The 21441-nt window shown below is 63.8% G+C and carries 25 protein-coding genes; 10 read left to right on the top strand and 15 right to left on the bottom strand.

Annotated elements, in window-relative coordinates:
• Positions 1 to 378: 378 nt before the first annotated feature.
• The 4 genes from ACNJX8_RS21975 to ACNJX8_RS21990 form a co-directional block, all read right to left on the bottom strand.
• Positions 379 to 813, bottom strand: coding sequence for a hypothetical protein (locus ACNJX8_RS21975; RefSeq protein WP_439356735.1), 435 nt, complete (start codon positions 811 to 813; stop codon positions 379 to 381).
• Positions 810 to 1172 (bottom strand): hypothetical protein, encoded by a 363-nt coding sequence (locus ACNJX8_RS21980; protein ID WP_439356736.1) that lies wholly within the window; start codon positions 1170 to 1172, stop codon positions 810 to 812. The genes ACNJX8_RS21975 and ACNJX8_RS21980 overlap by 4 nt, the downstream gene beginning before the upstream one ends.
• A complete protein-coding gene (locus ACNJX8_RS21985) occupies positions 1169 to 1525 on the bottom strand; it encodes a hypothetical protein (RefSeq protein WP_439356737.1) in 357 nt (118 codons plus the stop codon). The genes ACNJX8_RS21980 and ACNJX8_RS21985 overlap by 4 nt, the downstream gene beginning before the upstream one ends.
• A 325-nt stretch (positions 1526 to 1850) precedes the next feature.
• Positions 1851 to 3134: a hypothetical protein gene (locus ACNJX8_RS21990; protein ID WP_439356738.1), complete on the bottom strand. Its 1284-nt coding sequence runs from the start codon at positions 3132 to 3134 to the stop codon at positions 1851 to 1853.
• Between the two features lie 125 nt (positions 3135 to 3259).
• Here ACNJX8_RS21990 and ACNJX8_RS21995 point away from each other — a divergent pair, with 125 nt between their 5' ends.
• Positions 3260 to 3487 (top strand): DUF2171 domain-containing protein, encoded by a 228-nt coding sequence (locus ACNJX8_RS21995; protein ID WP_439356739.1) that lies wholly within the window; start codon positions 3260 to 3262, stop codon positions 3485 to 3487.
• Between the two features lie 131 nt (positions 3488 to 3618).
• On the opposite strand, the gene ACNJX8_RS22000 is transcribed toward ACNJX8_RS21995, so the two are convergent.
• Together ACNJX8_RS22000 and ACNJX8_RS22005 are read right to left on the bottom strand one after the other, a co-directional pair.
• Positions 3619 to 4071 carry a hypothetical protein gene (locus ACNJX8_RS22000; protein WP_439356740.1) on the bottom strand — a complete coding sequence of 151 codons (453 nt, stop codon included), beginning with the start codon at positions 4069 to 4071 and terminating at the stop codon, positions 3619 to 3621.
• A gap of 124 nt (positions 4072 to 4195) precedes the next feature.
• Entirely contained in the window at positions 4196 to 4384 is a 189-nt protein-coding gene (locus ACNJX8_RS22005; protein WP_091894863.1) for a hypothetical protein, read from the bottom strand.
• A gap of 136 nt (positions 4385 to 4520) precedes the next feature.
• Here ACNJX8_RS22005 and ACNJX8_RS22010 point away from each other — a divergent pair, with 136 nt between their 5' ends.
• Positions 4521 to 4682 carry a hypothetical protein gene (locus ACNJX8_RS22010; protein ID WP_164935011.1) on the top strand — a complete coding sequence of 54 codons (162 nt, stop codon included), beginning with the start codon at positions 4521 to 4523 and terminating at the stop codon, positions 4680 to 4682.
• A 296-nt stretch (positions 4683 to 4978) separates the two neighbouring features.
• Here the strand turns inward: ACNJX8_RS22010 and ACNJX8_RS22015 are convergent, their stop codons facing one another.
• The 3 genes from ACNJX8_RS22015 to ACNJX8_RS22025 all read right to left on the bottom strand — a co-directional run bounded on the left by ACNJX8_RS22015 (position 4979) and on the right by ACNJX8_RS22025 (position 6443).
• Positions 4979 to 5734 (bottom strand): hypothetical protein, encoded by a 756-nt coding sequence (locus ACNJX8_RS22015; protein ID WP_439356741.1) that lies wholly within the window; start codon positions 5732 to 5734, stop codon positions 4979 to 4981.
• 183 nt (positions 5735 to 5917) lie between these two features.
• Positions 5918 to 6130, bottom strand: a complete 213-nt coding sequence (locus ACNJX8_RS22020) for a hypothetical protein (protein ID WP_128933965.1) — start codon at positions 6128 to 6130, stop codon at positions 5918 to 5920.
• A 76-nt stretch (positions 6131 to 6206) separates the two neighbouring features.
• A complete protein-coding gene (locus ACNJX8_RS22025; RefSeq protein WP_164935010.1) occupies positions 6207 to 6443 on the bottom strand; it encodes a hypothetical protein in 237 nt (78 codons plus the stop codon).
• A 263-nt stretch (positions 6444 to 6706) separates the two neighbouring features.
• Here ACNJX8_RS22025 and ACNJX8_RS22030 point away from each other — a divergent pair, with 263 nt between their 5' ends.
• Positions 6707 to 7054: a DUF6481 family protein gene (locus tag ACNJX8_RS22030; RefSeq protein WP_091894872.1), complete on the top strand. Its 348-nt coding sequence runs from the start codon at positions 6707 to 6709 to the stop codon at positions 7052 to 7054.
• A 119-nt stretch (positions 7055 to 7173) separates the two neighbouring features.
• Here the strand turns inward: ACNJX8_RS22030 and ACNJX8_RS22035 are convergent, their stop codons facing one another.
• A complete protein-coding gene (locus ACNJX8_RS22035) occupies positions 7174 to 7416 on the bottom strand; it encodes a pentapeptide MXKDX repeat protein (RefSeq protein ID WP_439356742.1) in 243 nt (80 codons plus the stop codon).
• A gap of 313 nt (positions 7417 to 7729) precedes the next feature.
• Here ACNJX8_RS22035 and ACNJX8_RS22040 point away from each other — a divergent pair, with 313 nt between their 5' ends.
• Genes ACNJX8_RS22040 through ACNJX8_RS22050 form a run of 3 tightly spaced genes read left to right on the top strand, consistent with a single transcriptional unit; the run spans position 7730 to position 10658 of the window.
• Complete coding sequence (locus tag ACNJX8_RS22040) at positions 7730 to 8752, top strand: TRAP transporter substrate-binding protein (RefSeq protein ID WP_439356743.1); 1023 nt, start codon at positions 7730 to 7732, stop codon at positions 8750 to 8752.
• Positions 8749 to 9303, top strand: coding sequence for a TRAP transporter small permease (locus tag ACNJX8_RS22045; RefSeq protein ID WP_439356744.1), 555 nt, complete (start codon positions 8749 to 8751; stop codon positions 9301 to 9303). Before ACNJX8_RS22040 ends, ACNJX8_RS22045 begins: the two co-directional genes overlap by 4 nt.
• Positions 9300 to 10658 carry a TRAP transporter large permease gene (locus ACNJX8_RS22050; RefSeq protein WP_128933969.1) on the top strand — a complete coding sequence of 453 codons (1359 nt, stop codon included), beginning with the start codon at positions 9300 to 9302 and terminating at the stop codon, positions 10656 to 10658. The genes ACNJX8_RS22045 and ACNJX8_RS22050 overlap by 4 nt, the downstream gene beginning before the upstream one ends.
• 139 nt (positions 10659 to 10797) lie before the next feature.
• On the opposite strand, the gene ACNJX8_RS22055 is transcribed toward ACNJX8_RS22050, so the two are convergent.
• Positions 10798 to 11481 (bottom strand): GntR family transcriptional regulator, encoded by a 684-nt coding sequence (locus ACNJX8_RS22055; protein WP_128933970.1) that lies wholly within the window; start codon positions 11479 to 11481, stop codon positions 10798 to 10800.
• A gap of 209 nt (positions 11482 to 11690) precedes the next feature.
• Here ACNJX8_RS22055 and ACNJX8_RS22060 point away from each other — a divergent pair, with 209 nt between their 5' ends.
• From ACNJX8_RS22060 to ACNJX8_RS22075, 4 genes are all read left to right on the top strand, one after another.
• Positions 11691 to 12299, top strand: a complete 609-nt coding sequence (locus tag ACNJX8_RS22060; protein ID WP_439356745.1) for a TRAP transporter small permease — start codon at positions 11691 to 11693, stop codon at positions 12297 to 12299.
• The gene (locus tag ACNJX8_RS22065; protein WP_128933971.1) at positions 12299 to 13564 is read left to right on the top strand and encodes a TRAP transporter large permease; all 1266 of its coding nucleotides are present in this window, start codon (positions 12299 to 12301) and stop codon (positions 13562 to 13564) included. Before ACNJX8_RS22060 ends, ACNJX8_RS22065 begins: the two co-directional genes overlap by 1 nt.
• A gap of 24 nt (positions 13565 to 13588) precedes the next feature.
• On the top strand, positions 13589 to 14572 hold the full coding sequence (locus ACNJX8_RS22070; RefSeq protein WP_439356746.1) for a TRAP transporter substrate-binding protein: 984 nt from the start codon (positions 13589 to 13591) through the stop codon (positions 14570 to 14572).
• An 86-nt stretch (positions 14573 to 14658) separates the two neighbouring features.
• Complete coding sequence (locus tag ACNJX8_RS22075; protein WP_439356747.1) at positions 14659 to 15585, top strand: dihydrodipicolinate synthase family protein; 927 nt, start codon at positions 14659 to 14661, stop codon at positions 15583 to 15585.
• A 108-nt stretch (positions 15586 to 15693) separates the two neighbouring features.
• Here the strand turns inward: ACNJX8_RS22075 and ACNJX8_RS22080 are convergent, their stop codons facing one another.
• Genes ACNJX8_RS22080 through ACNJX8_RS22095 form a run of 4 tightly spaced genes read right to left on the bottom strand, consistent with a single transcriptional unit; the run spans position 15694 to position 21440 of the window.
• A complete protein-coding gene (locus ACNJX8_RS22080) occupies positions 15694 to 16605 on the bottom strand; it encodes a hydroxymethylglutaryl-CoA lyase (RefSeq protein ID WP_439356748.1) in 912 nt (303 codons plus the stop codon).
• A 1-nt stretch (position 16606) separates the two neighbouring features.
• Positions 16607 to 18610: an acetyl/propionyl/methylcrotonyl-CoA carboxylase subunit alpha gene (locus ACNJX8_RS22085; protein WP_439356749.1), complete on the bottom strand. Its 2004-nt coding sequence runs from the start codon at positions 18608 to 18610 to the stop codon at positions 16607 to 16609.
• 4 nt (positions 18611 to 18614) lie between these two features.
• Positions 18615 to 20219 carry a carboxyl transferase domain-containing protein gene (locus tag ACNJX8_RS22090; protein ID WP_439356750.1) on the bottom strand — a complete coding sequence of 535 codons (1605 nt, stop codon included), beginning with the start codon at positions 20217 to 20219 and terminating at the stop codon, positions 18615 to 18617.
• 24 nt (positions 20220 to 20243) lie between these two features.
• Complete coding sequence (locus ACNJX8_RS22095) at positions 20244 to 21440, bottom strand: isovaleryl-CoA dehydrogenase (protein ID WP_439356751.1); 1197 nt, start codon at positions 21438 to 21440, stop codon at positions 20244 to 20246.
• Between the last annotated feature and the right edge of the window lies 1 nt (position 21441).

Raw genomic sequence — 21441 nt, forward strand, 5'->3', positions numbered from 1 at the left:
CGGTGCGCGTTTCAATCGCGCATCAATTATAAGTTTCGCAAACTCGGACATTGCTGGATGCCGCGTCCCGCCGGACTTGAGGAACTGTTTTGGCGATTGCCGATTGAATCATGGCGTTACTGCGTAGGAGGCAACAATGCGCCTTCACCTCCATACCCCTTCGGTCGATTTGGTTGCCCTCGCGGCCGGCACCCTTCTGGTCCTCGGTTTTATTGCCGCGATAGCAGTGCTGGTGCGCTAGAAAAAAACCGTGAGGGCGGACGCGCGTCCGTCCAACAGATGGCGCTCAAGTGACCCTTGCAATCACGGCCGGCGACACCGTCTCGATGGTGAGTGAGCTTGCAAAGGCTGGATTGCCGGACGACGCAGCCAAGGAAATCACCGATATTGTCGCGTTGGAGAAACCGCAGAGCCGTCTGTGTCGTCGCCGGCCCGGATGCTGAGACCGTCGAGCATCGCTCCGATGAACCAGGACAGCTCTCTGGTGTTCGGCTTGGTCATGACGAGCCCGGTGATGGTCTTGTGCGCGGCGACCAACTGGGTGTGCTGCGGCATCTGGTCGAGTGCTTCGTGCGCGAGACAGTGCAGCTCGAAGCGCTGCTTGCGATCGGTCGGCAGATGTTTGAGCACCGTCAGCTCGCGCCCCTCACGCCGGAGCAGCGTATATTTCAAGGTCGTGAGGGTCCCGCGGGCTTGCGAGAACTGGTCGAGGATCTTGTACGGCGCGAGCGCGCTGTGCATCGCGGTCGCAACGTCAGGACGGCGCGGCGCAGCAGGCGCGTTGGCGCTCATGGGGTTGACGAGCCTGGTCATTCGTCGCCTCCCTCGAATGCCATCGCCGTATTGCTGCGTCTGCGCCAGGGTTGGCGTGGCTGGATGGGCGGGGCGATTCGGCTGCCGTCCTGTTCGATGACGATGCCGTCCTGTTGCTGGGACCGCTCGCGAGCGTAGCGGATGCCGTTGTGCACCCAGGTCCGCCATGCGGCCTGCCAATCAGCGAACACGCTGCCCTTGGAGCGATGGTAGCTCTCGAACCGCTCGAACTCGGCGAGCGCGTGCCGATGGCTCCAACCAACTTTCTGAGCGGCGTGATTGGCGAGATCGTCGGTGAGCTGGAATCCTTCCGGCCATGGAGTCTGTGGTCGACGCCGCCCATTCTTCGGTCGCGTCACCTTCCCTCTGGGTTTTGTGCCCCTCTTATCCTCTTCAACTGAATCATCCTCTTCATCATCCTCTTCTGTAGGAAGTTTCGTTCCGGTCTGACTGTCGTCAAACTTCCGGCCTGACGGCCTGAGACCGGAAAATCCATTCCGGACTGATCGGGCTTTAAGACTGGTCGATAGACCGCTGACTGATGATGGCCGCGCTGGGTGACTTCGAGATGGCCGCCAACCACAAGAGCGGCGATGGCGGTGCGAACGGCGCGATCAGTGACCTCGAGATCGGCGGCGATCGTTCTTTGGAATAGCCAGGCCGTGAAGTGCTGATCGCCCGGCTTGCTGTGCAGTTTCTTCGCCAGCACCATCGCGACGCGCAGTCCTCGGTGCCCGTCCCCGGCGTCAGAAGGTCGCTGGTGAGCCGCCCGGTATCCTCGTCCCCGATACGTGGGTCTCGGCTCGAATTGTTATTCATGTAAGCGTTGCTGCACTTTCTGCTATCTCGACTCTCATGTTCGGGAGGGGAAGAAGCCTAGGGCCACCGGATCGGCAATGGTCAGCGGGGTGCGGCTGGTCGGTGAGCCAATCCCGATAAAGCCCCTTCCCTACCCGTCGTCGCGGTTAGGCAGGTGAGCCTCGACATCTAATTGATTTTGGCTGTTATGCCCGTTCTGCCGGGATCGCCAGCTGCGTTCATCTTCCAACCTCAGCCTGATGCATCGTCCACCACCGGGCGATGGCCGCGGCCAGATTATTCCACAGCTCTGTCGGCAAATCCGGGACCGCCACCCGGACGCTATACTGGTCCGTGGTCGCATCGTGAAACCACTCGGTCGCGGCGAAGTCGAAACCGAAGCTGCCGGCGTGACGGATGGGAAAGCCCTCTCCGTGCAGTTCGTTGCTCATGTCTTCGGCGGCCTGTCGCGCCCTCGCCTCGTCGAGCCGGCGCCTGCCTCGAAGCGTCACGTAGAGGCCGTGGGTGAAATGGAGCTCGGCCGAGAGCGCCGGGAGCTTTGCGGCAAAATATCGTGCCGTGCTTCGTCCGTTGCGCAAGATCGCTGCAACGCGCCTTTTCGTCAGAGCCCAATAGGTCACACTGCCCGCAAAGGGCGGGAAGTGTGCCGGCAACGCCGCGCCGCCGAGCAGCCGCACCGCGTTACGCGTTTCGGCGGCGAGCCCTTTGCAGTCAAGGCGCCCCGCCCGCTGCTCGTGCTCACTGCCGTGCACGAAAACCGCCGAGCCGAGCCGGCCATATTCCGCTCCGAGCGAATCGAGCTTGTTGTGGCTTCGCACCAGCACCAGCGGAATTCCGTATCGCCGGGCCCACCGCAGGACTCGCCTGATGCGACCCGATCTGCCGGCGAAACAGGTCGTGTCGAAAACCAGGAGATCGAGCCCCGAGCCATCACTACGCAGCGCGGCCTCGAAAGCGCCGGCAAAGGAGCAGGAATCCAGCAGAAGCATGCGCGGAGAATTCGCTCTGGCAAACCCATCGCCTAGCGGAAGCTTCAAGTCTACGAGCTGCAGATGAGAGATAAAGCTCCGGATCAGCTCCAGCGTCTCGCCGTAGGAGCCTGGGAGCACGATAATGTCAGCCTTGTCGACGATCTGCGCGGTGGCAAGGAGCACGGCGGAGAGCGCTGCCATGCCTGACGCGGTGTAGATCGCCGTGCTCGTGCAGCCGCACTCGAGCTCATAGAACGAAGGACCGCGTACCCTGAGATCGGCGCGCTGGTAGTCGTAACTGAACTCGAACGGTCCGCTGGCAGGATCGGCCGTATGCGACCAGGCCGTCTCCGTCGCCTTCCACTCATGCAACTCATGCTCCGCCCTCAGCGCCGCAGTGATCTGGAATTTGGACCTGACGACCTCGTCGACGGATCGCGGACGTGCCAAATCGAGCCGGTTCCTCAGACAATCATTCAACAGCCTGAGTTCCTGATGCTTTCGTTCCAGATAGGCTGCAAGCGTCTCCATGCGGATCTTGGACAGGTGCCATCTGCAACGTCAACGTCCGGGCCCTACGTTGGGTCCAGCATCTGCCCGCGCGGTCTGCAACGAAGGCCCCTCTTCGCAGTTAAAGACTGTGCAAGGAGGTCATCATGGCTAATATCAGAGAGCACATGAAAATCATTGGCAGGGACGGTGCCCATGTCGGCACCGTCGACCGCGTCGAGGGCAACCGCATCAAGCTGACCCGGAAGGACAGCCCCGAGGGTCACAAGGACCATCATCACTATATTGACATGAAATATGTCGGCGCCGTCGAGGGCGACGTCGTCAAACTGTCGGTGAATGCCGACGCCGTGCCGAAGACGGAAGCGGCATAAGAAAATAAGCCCCTTCGGGGGCTTTTTCTTAGTTCACAGAGCCGCTTCGAGCCTCGCCGATTCGAGGGGCCTTCTAATCTTCGCACACTTCAAGAAAGCGTGCGCAGACCTGTGCGGCGGCCCGAAGAGCCCTACCTATCCGGCATGCAAAAGAGCTGTCGAAGGATATTGTGATGCCGCCATCCGATTGGACAAGAATGGCCATCACATCCGGGGTTGCCGCCACCGCCATGGCGTTTTTGGCGATTGACGCTGCCGTGGATGTGAGCCCGGGCGGCATCGCAAAGCGCCTTGAAGTGGTACAAGCTTCTCTTACGGACGCCGCAGTCGGTCACCATCAACTGGCCTTCGCCGTTCGGGCCTGGGCGCGTGGAAGCGACCAGACGCATCGTCCGGCCGCCTATCAAACATGCATCGAGCGTCACGAGCACAGGCCGCAGCCGGGAGGCATCGATCGCGGCGTTTGACGGCAGCAGTTGGCGCTGCCGCCCGCGCAGCATCATGCGGTCGATCCTGTTCAGGATGAAGCGGGCTAAATCCTTGTGAAAAATGCTGGCGTCGTGGAACGAGACCACCACCGGCACGTTGGATGTGGCGAAATAAGGTGGTGCCGACCTACCAGCCCCGGTCGGCTTTGAAGGACCCCGTGCTTGTCCCCCGAGCACGGGGTTTTTCTCGTCGCGAATGAGGCTGCCGGCCGCAATGCGGCTAGTCCGTCCGCTCCTCACGCCGATCGCGGGCGAGCTGGTGCCAGGCCAGGGCCAGCTGGATCAGGCGTTGCCGATCGGCGCCTTCGGACGCTGCGGCCCGCCTCATCGCGGCCTCGGCCTCGTGCTGTGGATCGTACTTGCTGCACATGAGGCTGACCCTATAACCGGCCGATCTGGACAAGCGCATGGCAATTTCGCCCGTATGATTGCGGGGTACTTCCTCGGCATCCAAGGCTCGTTTGAGGGTCTGTGAACTGCGTCACAGCCTGCACCCCGTATCTCCGCTAAACAGCGCTCCAACGCTCCACGGTGGTGTTCAGGTCATGACACACAAAGCAGCAGCCGAAGTGGTCGTCCCGACGCAACGACAAAGGTCCGACCTGCTCGGCATCGCCTATCTCGGCACCATCACGATCGTGATGCTGGCCTGGATCGGCGGCCTGGTCTGGGCCGCGATGGCGTTCTTCAACTGGCTGGTGTCTTGACGCGCAAGGCGCCGAGCCTGCCGCGAGCGAGCGACAGGGGCCGTGCGCTAGAACAAATGGGGCAGCATCTGCGAGAGTTTGATCCCGCCGCAAACGATGATGGCCCACAACGCCACGCTGATCTGGATGGCATCCAGCATGTCCCACATCCCCCGCGAATCATCCCGACGTTTTTTCTTTTGAGACTTGCGCGAGGCGGGAACGAGTACCAGCGCTAATTTGAAGCCATCGCCGGCGCGTAAAAAAAGAGGCGGGCCTCGGCCCGCCTCTGCTGCTTCAGATCCAGCTTGGAAAGCTCAATAGCACGCGCGGGGATCGGCCTGCACATACTGGCCGTTCGGATAGCGGTAATAGCAAGTGTCCTGCGCCCAGTAATAACCGGGCTGAGATGCGGCTGTAGCGCCGGCAATTGCTCCGGTCGCCCCGCCGAGAACCGCGCCTGCGGCAGCTCCCGTTGCGTTGCCCGAGAGCAGGCCACCTAGCACGCCACCGACGATGGCGCCGCCCAGTGCGCTTGCGCCGGGATCGGCCGGCTGCGGAGGCGGAGGTGGCGGCGCATAGGCGACCGGAGGTGGGGCATAGGCCACCGGCTCATCGTCGATGTAGTCCTCTGAAATGTAGGCCGGCGGGCCCGCCATCCGCTGCGGATAATAATACCAGACGCCGCCAACGTCCCACCACCAGCCGGATCGACCGTTGCGGACTTCGTGACGCCAGCGCCCGCCGTCCCAGGCGAGATTGCCGCGATAGGCGTGTCCGCCCCAATCGCGCGCCGGAGCGGGACCGCGCGCATAACGTCCCGGCGGCGGACCGCCGGCGTTGCGCGGACCGGGACCGGCATGGGGCTGCAGCGCGGGCCGGGCCGCCTGCTGCGGCGGAGGACCATTGCGCATGTTCTGATTGGTCTGGGACGGCGCGCCTGCGCTCGGCCTTGCCGGCAGTTGGCCGGCCTCCTTCGGCGGTCTGGCCTCCTGCGCCTGCGCCGACAGCGCGAGCAACGACATGGCCGAAACCAAGGGAATGATGATCTTCATGCGGCTGGACGCACTCATGCGTGCTTGACCCCCTACTCTCGATTGCCGTGGTCCCTGGCGCGATAGACGATTCGCCTCACGCTGGGCTGATGCCGGCCGACATAACTGACCTGCTTGATCGGCTAAGTCCCGTTACAAATGATTAAGATCAGGCCAATTTTTCGACCCCAAAGGGCAGCAGAGGGTCGCGCTGGACCGCTCCTAGCGCGCCGGCTCGATCACATTGCAATTGGTCCGCCCCGACATCAGGCAGTCCTGCATCTTGCTTGCCGAGGTGAGGTCGCGGGCAAGCCACCAGCCGACGCCGAGGATCAGAAGCGCGATGATCAAGCCGGCAATCGCGCCGCGGCGGCTGTCAGGGGGTGGAGGTCTTCTAGGGGATTTGGGCTTCTGGCCCGGTTCAGGCTTGGGCATGGCTACCTGATTGCGCAACCGGACTGGCTTTATCACCTCTGCGGCAGCCCGTCACATCCCGGTCAGCCTCTCACGCTCAGCCCCGGGTCTGCCGGATCGCATCCTTGCGCGAGGTCTCGACGGCCGGAATTGCCTCCTGGACCCGTGGTGCACAGGTTGTGAGCACGAACGCTGTTTGGGTGCATTCCCAATCCGCACCGAGAACGGCGCTCTCGATCGGCTGCGGACGGGCTAGCAGCAACGCGGCGCCGGCCAGCGCTGCCACCACGAAGGCCGCTGCGAGCGCCTTCAGGCTCGGTCGGAAGATCGTCATGCCCGTGCTCCGTCTCGTTGGGGCGGACGCTAGGCGCCGCGCCGCATGCTCCCTTATGAGGGACATCACAATTCGGCAGTTTTTCCGGGCTACGAGATCGTCGGGGCTGGCGATTTTTCGTTGACCTGGTCGGCTGCGATTATGGGTGGCTTCGCGACGCGCGCCGATGTACACGCTTCTGCGTCGCGTGGCGCCTGCTATGCCCAGCCGACGTACCAACAGGCACTGATGTAGGATTGAAAGCGAGGAAGACAAGGCTCGTAATGAGTGGATTCAGGGAACCCGGCTTCGCAGACCGGCAAAAGGCGGCACAGGACGCCCGCAAAAATCTTTTGAACAAGTTCAAGTCGCAGCCGGGTCCCGATGATCCGGCCGTTGCGGCACGCCGCGCCGAGCGCGAGGCCCTCGCGGCCAAGCGTGCCGAGGCAAAGGCTGCGCGCGAAGCCGAAAAGGCCGAGCAGAAGCGCCTCGAGGAAGAAGCCAAGGCCGCCGAGGCCGCGCGAATTGCACGCGAGGCCCAGGAAGCCGCCGAAAGGCAGGCAGCCCTGGAAGCCGAGCAGAAGGCCAAGCGCGATGCCCGCTACGCGGCCCGCAAGGCCAAGCGCAAGTAACGCTCAAAAGTAACGTTCAATTGAAATTGAACCACTCCGGGGCGGTCCGTGGGGGCCGCACCCGGAATTCGAAATCGCGCGGCTCGTCTCAGGCTAGCGTTGCGCGACGAGGACGGGGATCAATTCTTCTTCATCATCCCGTCGTCTTTCTTCATTCCGTCCTTCGACATGTGATCCTTCTTCATGCCGTCATCCTTGGACATCGTATCCTTCTTCATGCCGTCTTTGGACATCGTGTCCTTCTTCATCATGCCGTCGTCCTTGCCCATCTCGTCCTGAGCAAAGGCGGCCGGCGACAGTGCGAGACCAAGCGACAGAGCGGCAGCCGAAACGCCGAGCACGATGCGGGTGCGAATGGTCATGAGCAGTCTTCCCTTCGAGATGGTGTTTGTCAGCGACGGATGCCGCTATCCTGTCTCGACGGATTGCCACGCAGCGTTGTTACGCGCTCGCCGATAAATTTCTGCGGTCCCGTGCCATCCTTTGGCTGGCGTCGTCCCGCGCGGATCGGAAGTGTGCAGCGCAGCACGACCGGCACTTGCCGCGACATTCGGTCTCGAACTATCAGATGAGAGATCATCGGGTGAAAGACCGGCTAGGATGGGCCTACGCGCCGGTCTCAAAGACCAGACCCGACCCAAATCACCAAACAAGAACGTCCAAGGGGATCACACCATGCTTACGCGCCGCCATCTGATCGCGACTGCCGTCGCCGCACCCGCCATTCTTCGTTTTGGCACCGGTACGGCGCAGGCCGCCACCACGCTGAAGATATCGCACCAGTTCCCGGGTGGCACCATCGACAAGGGCGATTTCCGCGACCGGCTCTGCCGAATGTTCGCCGCCGAAGTCGCCAAGCGCAGCAATGGCGACATCGCCTCTGAAATCTATCCGAACTCCTCGCTGATCAAGACCAACGCGCAGTTCTCCGCGATGCGCAAGGGCGCGCTCGACATCAGCCTCTATCCGATGCCCTATGCCGGCGGCGAGCTGCCGGAGACCAATATTGGTCTGATGCCGGGCCTCGTGACCACCTACGACCAGGGACTGCGCTGGAAGAAGGAGCCGGTCGGCAAGGCGCTGACCGACTTCCTCGCCGACAAGGGCATCATCCTGCTCACCTGGGTCTGGCAGGCCGGCGGCGTCGCCAGCCGCTCCAAGCCGATCGTCGCGCCGGAAGACGCCAAGGGCATGAAAGTGCGCGGCGGCTCGCGCGAGATGGACATGGTGCTCCAGACCGCAGGCGCCTCGGTGCTGTCGGTGCCATCGAACGAAATCTACGCGGCGATGCAGACCGGCGCCTGCGATGCCGGCATCACGTCCTCGACCAGCTTGATCTCGTTCCGTCTCGAAGAGGTCGCGAAGTCGCTGACCTCAGGCGCGGGTGCCTCCTACTGGTTCATGCTCGAGCCGCTGATGATGTCGAAGGCGATCTTCGACAAGCTGCCGAAGAACCATCAGGACATCCTGCTCGCGGTCGGCACAGAGCTCGAGGCCTTCGGTCGCAAGGGCGCGCAGGACGACGACATCGAGGTCGCCAAGGTCTATGAGAAGGCTGGCGCCAAGGTCTCGGTGCTCGATGCGGCGACCGTCGGCAAGTGGCGCGATATCGCCCGTGACACCGCCTGGAAGGACTACAGCGCCAAGACAGCGACCGCTGCGAACCTGCTCAAGCTCGCCACCGACGTCGCGGCATGAGCCACGGTCCGCTTCCGGATCGTGATGACCAGGCGCACGCTGCCGCAAGGACGGGCCTTGCGGCGGCGATCGATCGCGGTCTCGCCGTCCTCAACAGCATCATCATCGTGTTCGCCGCGATCGCGTTGGTCGCGGCGTGTACGATCCTGAGCTACAGCGTGCTGAGCCGCGCTCTGTTCAAGGCCGCCAATTACTGGCAGGACGAGGCCGCGGTGTTCCTGCTGGTCGGCGCGACCTTCATGACGGCGGCCTACGTGCAGCAGAACCGCGGCCACATCGGCATCGAGGCCTTCGTCGGCCTGCTCTCGCCGTTCGCGAACAAGGTCCGCCTCTGGCTGGTTGACGCCGCAACGTTCCTGTTCTGCGCCTTCTTCACCTGGAAGTCCTGGACGCTGGCCCATGAAGCCTATGTCGACGGTCAGGTCTCGAACTCGATGTGGTCGCCGCCGCTCGCCATCCCCTATTCGCTGATGGCGCTCGGCATGAGCCTGCTTTGCGTCCAGATCATCGTGCAGCTTGCGCTGCCTTTCGCAGGAGCCAAGCGTCCATGAGCGTTTTCGGTATCGGCCTCGCCTACGGCATCGCGACGCTGCTCGTGATGTTTTCGGGCATGCCGATTGCGTTCGCGCTTGGCGCGGTCGCAGTCGTGTTCATGGGCATCTACATGCCCGCCGCTTCGCTCGATACGGTGACGCAGAACGTCTACGAGGAAATGGCTTCCATCACGCTCTTGTCGATCCCGCTCTTCATCCTCAAGGGTGCCGCGATCGGCAAGTCGCGCGCCGGCCAGGATCTCTATTCGGCGCTGCATGCCTGGCTGCATCGCGTGCCCGGCGGGCTCGGTGTCGCCAACGTGTTCGCCTGCGCACTGTTTGCGGCGATGGCGGGCTCTTCGCCTGCGACCTGCTCGGCAATCGGCTCGGCCGGCATCCCCGAGATGCGCAAGCGCGGCTATTCCGGCGGCTTTGCTGCCGGCATCATCGCTGCCGGCGGCACGCTTGGCATCCTGCTGCCGCCCTCGATCACCATGATCCTGTTCGCGGTCGCCGCCGAAAAGTCACTGGGGCGGCTATTCCTCGCCGGCATTGGGCCCGGCCTCTTGCTGGTCACCCTGTTCGGCGCCTATGCCGTGATCCGCTTCCGCCGGGAATACAAGGCGGCCGAAGCGATCTACAAGAACGGCGGACCGCAGGCCGCGATCCTCACGCGCGACGAGTATACGCTCGCTGAACGCTTCAGCGTGCTGCCGCGCGTCATTCCCTTCGTGCTGCTGCTCACCGGCGTCATGATCGCGCTCTATGGCGGCTACGCCACGCCGTCGGAAACCGCCGGCCTCGGCGGCCTCCTGGCGCTGGCGCTGATCGCGGCGATCTACAGCGTGTGGCGGCCGAGCGATCTTGCTCCGATCATGCGGTCGACGATCCGGGAATCGACCATGCTGATGATGATCATCGGCATGTCGCTGCTCTATTCCTACGTGATGAGCTATCTGCACATCTCGCAATCGGTCGCCGAATCCATCGTCGCGATGCACCTGCCGCGCTGGGAGCTGCTGTTCGCGATCCTCGTCATGGTCGTGGTGCTCGGTTTCTTCCTGCCGCCGGTCTCGATCATCCTGATGACGGCGCCGATCATTCTGCCGCCGCTCCGCGCCGCCAATTTCGACATCATCTGGTTCGGTGTGGTCATGACCATCGTGATGGAGATGGGGCTGATCCATCCACCGGTGGGCCTCAACATCTTCGTCATCCGCAACGTCGCGCCCGACATTTCCCTGAGCGAGGTGATTTGGGGCACGCTGCCCTTCGTGCTCTTGATGATGGCCGCGGTGCTGCTGCTCTGCTTCGTGCCGGAGATATCGACCTGGCTGCCTGATCTAGTGATGGGGCCGGACGGGAGCAGGTAGAGACAATCGCAATTGCCGTAGGGTGGGCAAAGCGGCTTGTCCGCCGTAGCTCGAAGAGCGAAGGCGGAAGCGTGCCCACCACTCGTGAATGCGACTGCGGACAGATGGTGGGCACGGCGCAAATGCGCCTTTGCCCACCCTACGAATTCTCCTTCCGGCGTTGCTTCGGCGCGATCGCCACCACCTGCAACAGATCCTTGCGCACGGCCTCGATGTGCCGCTCCAGGAAGCGGCAGGCCTCCTCGATCTTCTGCGCACGGCACAGCGCGATCAACTCGGCGTGCTCCTTCTCGGCGATCCCCATCGCCTTGGTGTTGGAGAGCTGGAGACGCGTGTAGCGATCACTGGTCTGGAGCAGTGATAGCACGATCGCGCGCGTGCGCGGCTGCGGGGCATGAACGTAGAGCGCCATGTGGAAGTCGGCGTTGAGTTGCCCCCATTCGCTGACGTTCCTCGCCTTGATCGCCTTCTCGAAGCTCCGGTGGATGTCGGCAAGCCCGTCGAAATCATCAGCGGTGAAACGCGGCGCGGACTGCGCCAGAAGGCGCGGCTCCAGGATCCGGCGCAGGTCGAACACATCGTTGATCTCATCCAGTGACAGCTCGGAGACGATGGCGCCCTTTTGCGGCACGATGCGCACCAGCCCCTCGGCTTCTAGCTGGAATAGCGCCTCGCGAACGGGAATACGGCTGACGCCATAGGCATCGCCAAGCGCATCCTGCCGCAGCTGCGATCCCGCCGGATATGTGCCGTCGAGGATCGCCTGCCTGAGCTGGTCGACGATCGCAGCCGAGAGCGTGCGATGCTTCAGAGGCTGTTTCATCTCACCTTCTGTCTTCCTTCGCGACTCATCCGGCCGAAGCGGTCCCTCTCTTGCATGTTGAAGGGCCCAGCAAAAGCCGGTGCCCAGCAAGAGCGCGGACTGCCGCCGAAATGACCGCAATCTCCGTTTGACACCCCAAATGTATAAATTATACACCTGGCGATAGCACGACAAATCTCGGGGTTGGGGCCTCCATGATCGAGCAGACGATGCCGGCCACACGCGCATTCAGCGTTCGACGCTTCTTTGTCCGCGCGTCCAGCGCCCTGCTCGCGGTCGAGCGCCTCGCGCTGATGGGCCTGATGTACCTGCTCACCGGATTGATCCTGGTGAACGTCGTCACCCGCTACTCGCATTTCCCGATCTACTGGATCGACGAATCCGCGGTCTATTGCGTGGTCTGGCTGACCTTCATCGGCGCCTCCGTTATGACGCGGCTGCGGCTCGATTTCGCGGTGACCATGCTGACGGAGCGGCTTTCGCCGCAGCACCAGAAGCTCGCCAAGGTGATCTCGACCGGCCTCGTCGTCGTGTTTGGCGCCGCCTTGATCGTCACCTGCGTGCTCTGGATGGACCCGGTAGGTCTCGCCCGCGCCGGCTTCGACGGGCGTAAGCTCGCGGCCGAAACCTTCAACTTCCTATACACCGAGCACACCCAGACGCTGAACTGGCCGACCTGGATACTCTATCTGACGCTGCCGATCTTCGCGGCGTCGATGACCATTCACGGCCTCGCCAATTTGCTGGAAGATCTCGGGCTGGTCCCGCGCGTCACACCGAAGGGCTTTCAGCTCTCCGAGCTGGACGGGGTCAACTGATGATCACGTCAGCGGCCTTCATGGCGTTCATGCTGGTCGGCGTGCCGATCGGCCTCTGCCTGTGCCTCGCCGGCCTCGTCTACATCGCCGCATCCGGCAACCCGGTGCTGTTCCAGTCTTACCCACTCCAGCTGTTCGGCGGCGTCGACAGCTACGGCCTGATCGCCATTCCGCTCTTTATCCTGATCGGCGAGATCATGAACGGCGGCGGCATCACAAGGCGCATCGTCGACATGGCGATGGCATTCGTCGGCTCGTTTAAGGGCGGGCTCGCCTACGTCAACATCCTCGCCAATATGTTCATCTCCTCGATCCTGGGCTCTGCGACCGCGCAGGTCGCGATCATGGCCCAGATCATGGTGCCGGAGATGGAGAAGAAGGGCTACGACAAGACCTTCGCCGCGGGACTGACCGCCTATGGCGGCATGCTCGGGCCGATCATCCCGCCCTCGGTGATGTTCGTGGTCTACAGCGTGCTGGCGCAGGTCTCGGTTAGCGACATGCTGATCGCCGGGATCGTGCCGGGCGTCATCCTCACGGTGATGTTCTGCCTCGTCATCGCGCTGATGGGCTACGTCTACAACTATCCCCGCGCGGATTATCAGACGCCGCGTCAGCGCATCATGACGATCCTGCGGACGTCTCCGACACTGCTGATCCCGATCGTCATCGTCGGCACCATTCTCGGCGGTCTCGCCAACGCGACCGAATCCGCCGCCGTCGGGGCCGTCGCAGCAGCACTGGTCGGAAAATTCTGGACCAAGGAGTTCGAGTTCTCCCAGCTGCCGCAGATGATGCTGCGCAGCGCCATCTATTCGGCGATCGTGCTGTTCCTGGTGGCGGCCGCGGCGGTGTTCTCCTGGGTCCTGATCTTCGGCAAGGTGCCGCAGGAGACTGCCGCGTGGATCCAGACGGCCGCCAAGGACCCGGTCAGCTTCATGCTGATCTGCAACGTCATCCTGCTGGTGATCGGGACGGTGATCGACGGCATTCCCGGCCTGATCATGACGGTGCCGATCCTGCTGCCGGTCGCGACCGACGTCTATCACATCGACCCCCGGCATTTCGGCGTCGTGGTGGTGATCAATCTCGTGCTCGGCCTGCTGTCGCCGCCTGTCGGCCTTTGCTTCTTCGTCGCAGCCGCCGTCACCGGCGCCAAGCCCGGCAAGATGTTCATGGTGACGCTGCCCTTCTTCGTCATCGCCTGCGTCCTCCTGGTGCTGCTCTCGCTCTACCCGTCGCTCTCGCTGATCCTCGTCAAATAGGCCCATCAAAAAGGAGCCCCGACCATGCCGCTTTCACGCCGCCGCTTTCTCGCCGCCAGTGCCGCCGCATCGGTGTTCGCGCCGTCGCTGGCGCTCGCCCAGGCCAAGGAATTCCGCCTCGGCCTGATCACGCCCAACGGCCATTCCTGGAACAAGGCCGCGCTCAAATTCGGCGACGATCTCAAGGCCGCTACCAGCGGCCGCCTGACCGTAAGCGTGTTCCATTCCGGCCAGCTCGGCAACGAGCCGGCGATGATGCAGCAATTGCAGTCCGGCGCGCTCGACATGGGGTTCATCCAGGCCGCCGAGCTCGGCTCGCGCGTGCCGCACATCGCCGCGATCAACGCGCCCTACATCGTCCGCTCGACGCCTGCAGTCGCGAAGTTCGTGCGGCATCCGGCGGCGATGAAGCTGTTCGAGGTGCTGCCGCAGGAGACCGGCACGATCGGGCTCGGTTGGGGCATCACCGGCATGCGCGCGGTGTTCTCGTCAAAGGATCTGAACACGCTGGCCGACATTCGCGGCATGAAACTGCGCATCAATCCGACGCCGGTCTATCGCGATTTCTATTCCTCGCTGGGAGCAGCGCCAACGCCGATCCCGACGCCGCAGGTGTTCGACGCCATGGCCAACGGCCAGGTCGACGGCCTCGAGGCCGATCTCGAATTCTCCTGGAACCAGCGCTTCGACAAGGTGTCGAAGGTGATCCTTCAGATGAATGCCGTCTTCATGCCGATGGCGGCGGTCGTCTCCGGTCGGGTCTGGCAGTCGCTGCCCGCAGCTGACCGCGAGCTGATCACCAAGACGATCAGGTCGACGCTGGATGTGCAGATCGACGAGCTCGCCGGCAATGAGCCAGCGCTGATCGAAAACTTCAAGAACGCGCCGATCCCGATCCGCCAAGTCGATGCCAAGGACACTGAGGCCGTCATTGCCGAGTTCGACAAGATCTGGCTGCCCAAAGCCCCGGTCCTCGCCGAACTGCGCAAGGTCGGCGCGACGCTCTGATCTTAGCCGCCATCCTCTTCACAACACCCGGCGGATCCAGCCCCCGCCGGCGCAATCTACCTTGCAAATTTACCTGGAGTGAAATCATGAGCCGCCGCGTTTCCTGGGAAGGCGTCTTCCCGGCCGTTACCACGCAATTCAATCACGACCTGTCGCTCAATATCGATGCGACCGCCAAGGTCATGGATGGCCTGATCCGCGACGGCGTCTCCGGCCTGATCGTCTGCGGCTCGGTCGGCGAGAACACTTCGCTGGAGCGCAAGGAGAAGGTCGCGATCATGGAGGCCGCGAAGTCGGTTGCGGCCGGCCGTGTGCCCGTGCTGTGCGGCATCGCCGAATTCACCACGGCGTTTGCAGTCGAGACTGCCAAGGAAGCCGCGCGCGTTGGCATCGACGGCGTGATGGTGATGCCGGCGCTGGTCTATTCCTCCAAGCCGCACGAGACCGCCGCGCATTTCCGCGCTGTCGCCTCCGCGACCGACCTGCCCGTGATGCTCTACAACAATCCGCCGATCTACAAGAACGACGTCACCCCGGACATCCTGGTCTCGCTCGCCGACGTCGACACGGTCGTCTGCTTCAAGGATTCCTCCGGCGACACGCGGCGCTTCATCGACACCCGCAACATGGTCGGCGACCGCTTCGTCTTATTCGCAGGCCTCGACGACGTCATCGTCGAGAGCGTCGCCATGGGCGCCGTGGGCTGGGTCTCGGGCATGTCGAATGCCTTCCCGCGCGAGGGCGAGACGCTGTTCCGCCTCGCCAAGGCGGGCCGCTTCGCGGAGGCGATGCCGCTCTACGAATGGTTCATGCCGCTCTTGCATCTGGACGCACGCCCGGACCTCGTCCAGTGCATCAAGCTGTGCGAGCACATCATGGGCCGCGGCACGGCATTGACGCGCCCGCCTCGCCTGGCGCTGCTGCCGCAGGAGAAGGCCGAGATCGAGGCCATGATGGCCAAGGCGCTGAAGAACCGGCCGCGCCTGCCGGATGTGGGCCTGAAGGCGGCTTAGGCGAAAGCTCTCTCCGTCGTCATTGCGAGGAGCTCTTGCGACGAAGCAATCCAGAATTTTTCCACGGAGGGACGCTGGATTGCTTCGCTACGCTCGCAATGACGAGGACTAGGAAACAGCGCGCTTCCGCTTGGCGTTCAGCGCGGATGCCACGCGGCTCACCGGCGGCTTGCCCAGCACGCCGCTCATCTCGTTGGTCGCCGCCAGCAGCTTGTCCATATCGACGCCGGTCCTGATGCCCATGCCTTCGAGCATGTAGACGACGTCCTCGGTCGCGACATTGCCGGTCGCGCCGGGCGCGTAGGGGCAGCCGCCGAGGCCGCCGGCGGCGGCGTCGATGACGCGGACGCCCTCCTCCATCCCCGCATAGAGGTTGGCGAGCGCCTGGCCGTAGGTGTCGTGGAAATGCATCGCCAGATTTGCGGGCGGGATGTTGGCGGCTACCGCGCGCAGCATCTGCTTCGCTTTATCAGGCGTGCCGACGCCGATGGTGTCGCCGAGCGAGATCTCGTAGCAGCCGAGCTCCCATAGCGTGTTGGCGAGATCGGCGACTGCCTTCGGCTTGATCTCGCCGTCGAACGGGCAGCCGAGCACGCAGGAGATATAGCCGCGCACCCTAACGCCGTCGGCCTTGGCGCGCGCGAGCACGGGCTTGAACCGCTCGATGGACTCCGCGACCGTGCAATTGATGTTGGCGCGCGAAAAGCCTTCAGAGGCTGCCGCAAACACCGAGACGACCTGCGCGCCCGCAGCACGTGCGGCATCATAGCCCTTTTCGTTCGGCACCAGCACATGGAATTCGGCATCCGTCAGGTGACTGACGCCGCGCAGCACGGCGTCCGAGCTCGCCATTTGCGGGATCGCCTTGGGCGAGACGAAGGCACCGACCTCGACTGTATGGAGGCCGGCCTCTACCAGCGCCTCGATGAAGGCGATGCGGGCCTCGACACTCACGGGCGTCTTCTCGTTCTGGAGCCCGTCGCGCGGCCCCATCTCGATGATGCGGACTTGGTCGCTCATCTTACTCTCCCGAAGGCTCGACCACGGCGAGCTCGACGCCCTCCTGCACGATGTCGCCGACCTTGCATTTGATGGACTTCAGCACGCCCGCATAGGGCGCCCGCAGCGTCTGCTCCATCTTCATCACTTCGAGGGTGAGGATCGGCGCGCCCTTGTCGAGCTTGGCGCCCTCCTCGGCCAGCACGGCGACGACGGTGCCCGGCAACGGCGCCGCGATCTTGTCCTCGCCGGCATGCTCCTCGCTCTCGCCGCCGAACGGATCAACCCAGTGCAGGTCGAAGCGGCCGTTGCGCGTGCGCAAATACAGCTCATGGCCGTCGATCACGGCCGCAACGGAAGATTTCAAGCCATCAAGCGTCAGATCGAATCCGCCGTCGTGCTGCGCAATCGTGAACGCCAGCTCGCGTTCGCCGATCAGCAGCGTCGAGGGGCCACTGCCGTAATTCAGCATAATCTTCTGCTCCGCCCCGTGGCCGACGCGGAAGGCAAAACTGCGCTGGCGGCGGCCGACCGGCTGCCAGCCGAAGGTCTGCCAGGGCGAATTCGCCTGCGCGCGTGAGGCCTGTTGCTCCTCGTTGATAACAGCGGCCACGGCGGCGCACAGCTCGAGTTCGCCGGGGGCCGGTGCGGCCTGCGTCAGGACCGCCAGTTCGCGCTCGATGAACCCGGTGTCGACTGCATTGGTGCGCACTTTTGGATGCGTCATCAGCGCCGACAGGAATGGAATATTGGTGACGATGCCGCGGACGTCGGATTCCTCCAGCCCCCGGTTCAGCCGCTCGATCGCGACGTCCCGCGTCGGCGCCCACGCGATCATCTTGGCGAGCATCGCATCGTAATAGGGCGATACGCTGTCGCCCTCGCGATAGCCGGCATCGATGCGCAAGCCCCCGGTCTCCGCCGGCAAACGCCAGGTCGAGATCTTTCCGACCGACGGCATGAAGTTCTTGGTCGAGTTCTCGGCGTAGACGCGCGCCTCGATCGCATGGCCGTTGAGCCGGATCTCGTTCTGCTTCAAAGGCAGCGCTTCGCCGAAGGCGACGCGCAGCTGCCATTCGACGAGGTCGATGCCGGTGATCAGCTCGCTCACGGGATGCTCGACCTGGAGGCGCGTGTTCATCTCGATGAAGAACACATCCTTGCCATCGGAGACGAACTCGATGGTACCGGCGCCAACATAGTTCACCGCGCCCGCCGCCTTTCGCGCGGCGGCGCAGACGGTCTCGCGCTGGGCAGGATTGAGCGTCGGCGACGGCGCCTCCTCGATCACCTTCTGATGCCGGCGCTGGAGCGTGCATTCGCGCTCGAACAGCGAGAGCAGATTGCCGTGGCTGTCGCCGATCACCTGCACCTCGATATGCCTGGGATTGTCGACGTATTTCTCGATCAGCATGCGATCGTCACCGAACGCAGCCTTGGCCTCGCGCTTGGCGCTGACGATCGCCAATTCAAGTTCGGCGGCCGAACGCACGATGCGCATGCCGCGGCCGCCGCCGCCGGCCGACGCCTTCACCAAAATGGGGAAGCCAATCCTCTCGGCGGCCTTCGAAAGCGTCGCCTCGTCCTGGGCTTCGCCGTGATAGCCGGGCACCAGCGGCACGCCGGCCTTTTCCATCAACTCCTTCGAGCCGGACTTCGAGCCCATCGCCGTCATCATCCCGGCGGTCGGGCCGACGAAGACCAGCCCCGCATCGAAGCAGGCCCGCGCGAATTCGGCATTCTCCGACAGGAAACCGTAGCCGGGGTGCACAGCTTCCGCTCCGGTCTTGCGCGCGGCCTCGATCAGCCGCTCGACACTGAGATAACTGTCGCGGGCACGCGCCGGCCCGAGCAGCACGGCCTCGTCGGCGAGCGCGACATGCATCGCGTCGCGGTCGGCCTCGGAATAGACCGCGACCGTGCGGAGGCCCATGGCCCGCGCAGTGCGGATGACGCGGCAGGCGATCTCGCCGCGGTTGGCGATCAGGAGCGTGCGAAATCGCCGGTAGAGCTTCGAGCGGTCCATCGCATCACATCCTGAACAGGCCGAATTTCGTCGGTTCGATCGGCGCATTCGACGCCGCGGAAAGGCCGAGCCCGAGCACGAGCCGCGTGTCGGCCGGATCGATCACGCCGTCGTCCCAGAGCCGCGCGGTCGCGTAATAGGGATGCCCCTGGCTCTCATATTGCGCACGAATGGGGCTGCGGAATTTCTCTTCCTCTTCTTTCGACCAGCTATCGCCCTTGGACTCGATATTGTCGCGCCGGACCTGGCTCAGCACCATCGAGGCCTGTTCGCCGCCCATCACCGAGATGCGCGCATTCGGCCACATCCAGAGGAAGCGCGGCGCGTAGGCGCGGCCGCACATGCCGTAATTGCCGGCCCCGTAGGAGCCGCCGATCACGACAGTGAATTTCGGCACCGAGGCGGTCGCAACCGCCGTCACCAGCTTGGCGCCGTCGCGCGCGATGCCACCGGCCTCGTACTTCTTGCCGACCATGAAGCCCGTGATGTTCTGCAGGAATACCAGTGGAATGCCGCGCTGGCAGCACAGCTCGATGAAATGCGCGCCCTTGAGCGAGCTCTCGCTGAAGAGAATGCCGTTATTGGCGATGATGCCGACCGGAAAGCCCCAGATGTGCGCGAAGCCGCACACCAGCGTCGTGCCGTAGAGCTTCTTGAACTCATCGAATTCGGAGCCGTCGACGATGCGGGCGATGATATCGCGCACGTCGAACGGTTTGCGGCCATCGACCGGGACAACGCCATAGATTTCCTCGGCCGCAAACAGCGGCTCGCGCGGCGCATGCATATTGAGGTTCGGTCGCGTCGGTGGCTTCAGCGTGCCGACGATACGCCGCGCGATGCCGATCGCGTGCGCATCGTTCTGGGCGTAGTGATCGGTCACACCCGACTGGCGCGAATGCACGTCGGCGCCGCCGAGCTCTTCCGCGCTCACCACCTCGCCGGTCGCAGCCTTCACCAGCGGCGGGCCGCCGAGGAAGATGGTGCCCTGGTTGCGGACGATGATGCTCTCGTCCGACATCGCCGGGACGTAGGCGCCGCCGGCGGTGCAGGAGCCCATCACGATCGCGATCTGCGGAATCCCCTGTGAGGACATCTGCGCCTGGTTGTAGAAGATGCGGCCGAAATGCCGCTCGTCCGGAAAGATCTCGTCCTGCAGCGGCAGGAAGGCGCCGCCGGAATCGACCATGTAGACGCAGGGAAGGTTGTTTTGCCGCGCGATGTCCTGCGCGCGCAGATGCTTCTTCACGGTCATTGGATAATAGGTGCCGCCCTTGATGGTGGCGTCGTTGGCGACGATCACGCATTCGCGGCCCGAGATGCGCCCCACCCCTGTGACGACGCTCGCCGAATGCACGTCGCCGCCATAGAGGCCATAGGCCGCGAGCGGCGACAGCTCCAGGAATGACGTCCCGGGATCGACCAGCAGGTCGACGCGCTCGCGCGCCAGCATCTTGCCGCGTGCTGTGTGGCGATTGCGCGAGGCCTCACCGCCGCCGCCGGCGACCTGGCTGAGCTTTTCGCGCAAGTCCGCGACGAGGTTGCGCATGGCCTCGGAGTTGCGCGCAAAGTCTGATGAGGACGGATCGATGCTGGAATGAAGCGGCATGGTGATTCCAATGAGGTGAACGCTTTAAGCCGTCTCGGCCATCAGCTCGCGGCCGATCAGCATGCGGCGAACCTCCGAGGTGCCGGCGCCGATCTCGTAGAGTTTGGCGTCGCGCCACAGACGTCCGACCGGGAATTCGCTGGTGTAGCCGACCCCGCCGAGCGCCTGGATCGCCTCGCCCGCCATCCACGTCGCCTTTTCCGCGGAATAGAGGATCGCGGCAGCCGCATCCTTGCGCAAGCTGCGCGCGTGGTCGGCGCGGTCGCAGGCGCGCCCCACGGCGTAGACATAGGCGCGCGTGGCCTGCCAGGTCGAATACATGTCGGCGAGCTTGCCCTGCATCAGCTGGAAATCGCCGATCGGCTGGCCGAACTGCTTGCGTTCGTGCATGTAGGGCACCACCGCATCCATGCAGGCCGCCATGATCCCGAGCGGACCGCCTGACAGCACCGCGCGCTCATAGTCGAGGCCGGACATCAGCACCTTGACGCCCTCGCCCATCTTGCCGAGCACGTTCTCCTCCGGCACCTCGCATTCGTCGAAGAACAAGGGATAAGTGTTGGAGCCCCGCATACCGAGCTTGTCGAGATGCTGGCCGTGGGTAAACCCTTTAAAGCCCTTTTCGATCAGGAAGGCGGTCATGCCGCGCGGACCGGCCTCCGGATCGGTCTTGGCGTAGACGACGAGCACGTCGGCATCGCCGCCATTGGTGATCCACATCTTCGAGCCGTTGAGCACGTAGCGATCGCCGCGCTTGTCGGCACGCAGCTTCATCGAGACCACGTCGGAACCGGCGCCGGGCTCGGACATCGCGAGCGCGCCGACATACTCTCCGGAGATCAGCTTCGGCAGATAGCGCTGGCGCTGCGCGTCGTTGCCGTTGCGGCGGATCTGGTTGACGCAGAGGTTGGAATGGGCGCCGTAGGAGAGCCCCACGGCAGCCGAGCCGCGCGAAATCTCCTCCATGGCGACGATATGGGCGAGATAGCCCATGTTGGACCCGCCATATTGCTCCGGCGCGGTCATGCCGAGCAGGCCGAGGTCGCCGAAGCGCTTCCAGAGGTCTGCGGGGAATAGATTGGCCTTCTCGATGTCGGCAGCGCGCGGGGTGATCTCCGCCTCCACGAAGGCGCGAAGCGTGTCGCGCAGCATGCCGATGTCTTCGCCCAGATCGAAGTCGATGCTCGGGATGTTCAAGGCGATTCCTCCGTATTTTGGCATC

The organism is Bradyrhizobium sp. SPXBL-04, assembly GCF_051853035.1.
Classification (GTDB): Bacteria; Pseudomonadota; Alphaproteobacteria; order Rhizobiales; family Xanthobacteraceae; genus Bradyrhizobium; species Bradyrhizobium zhanjiangense.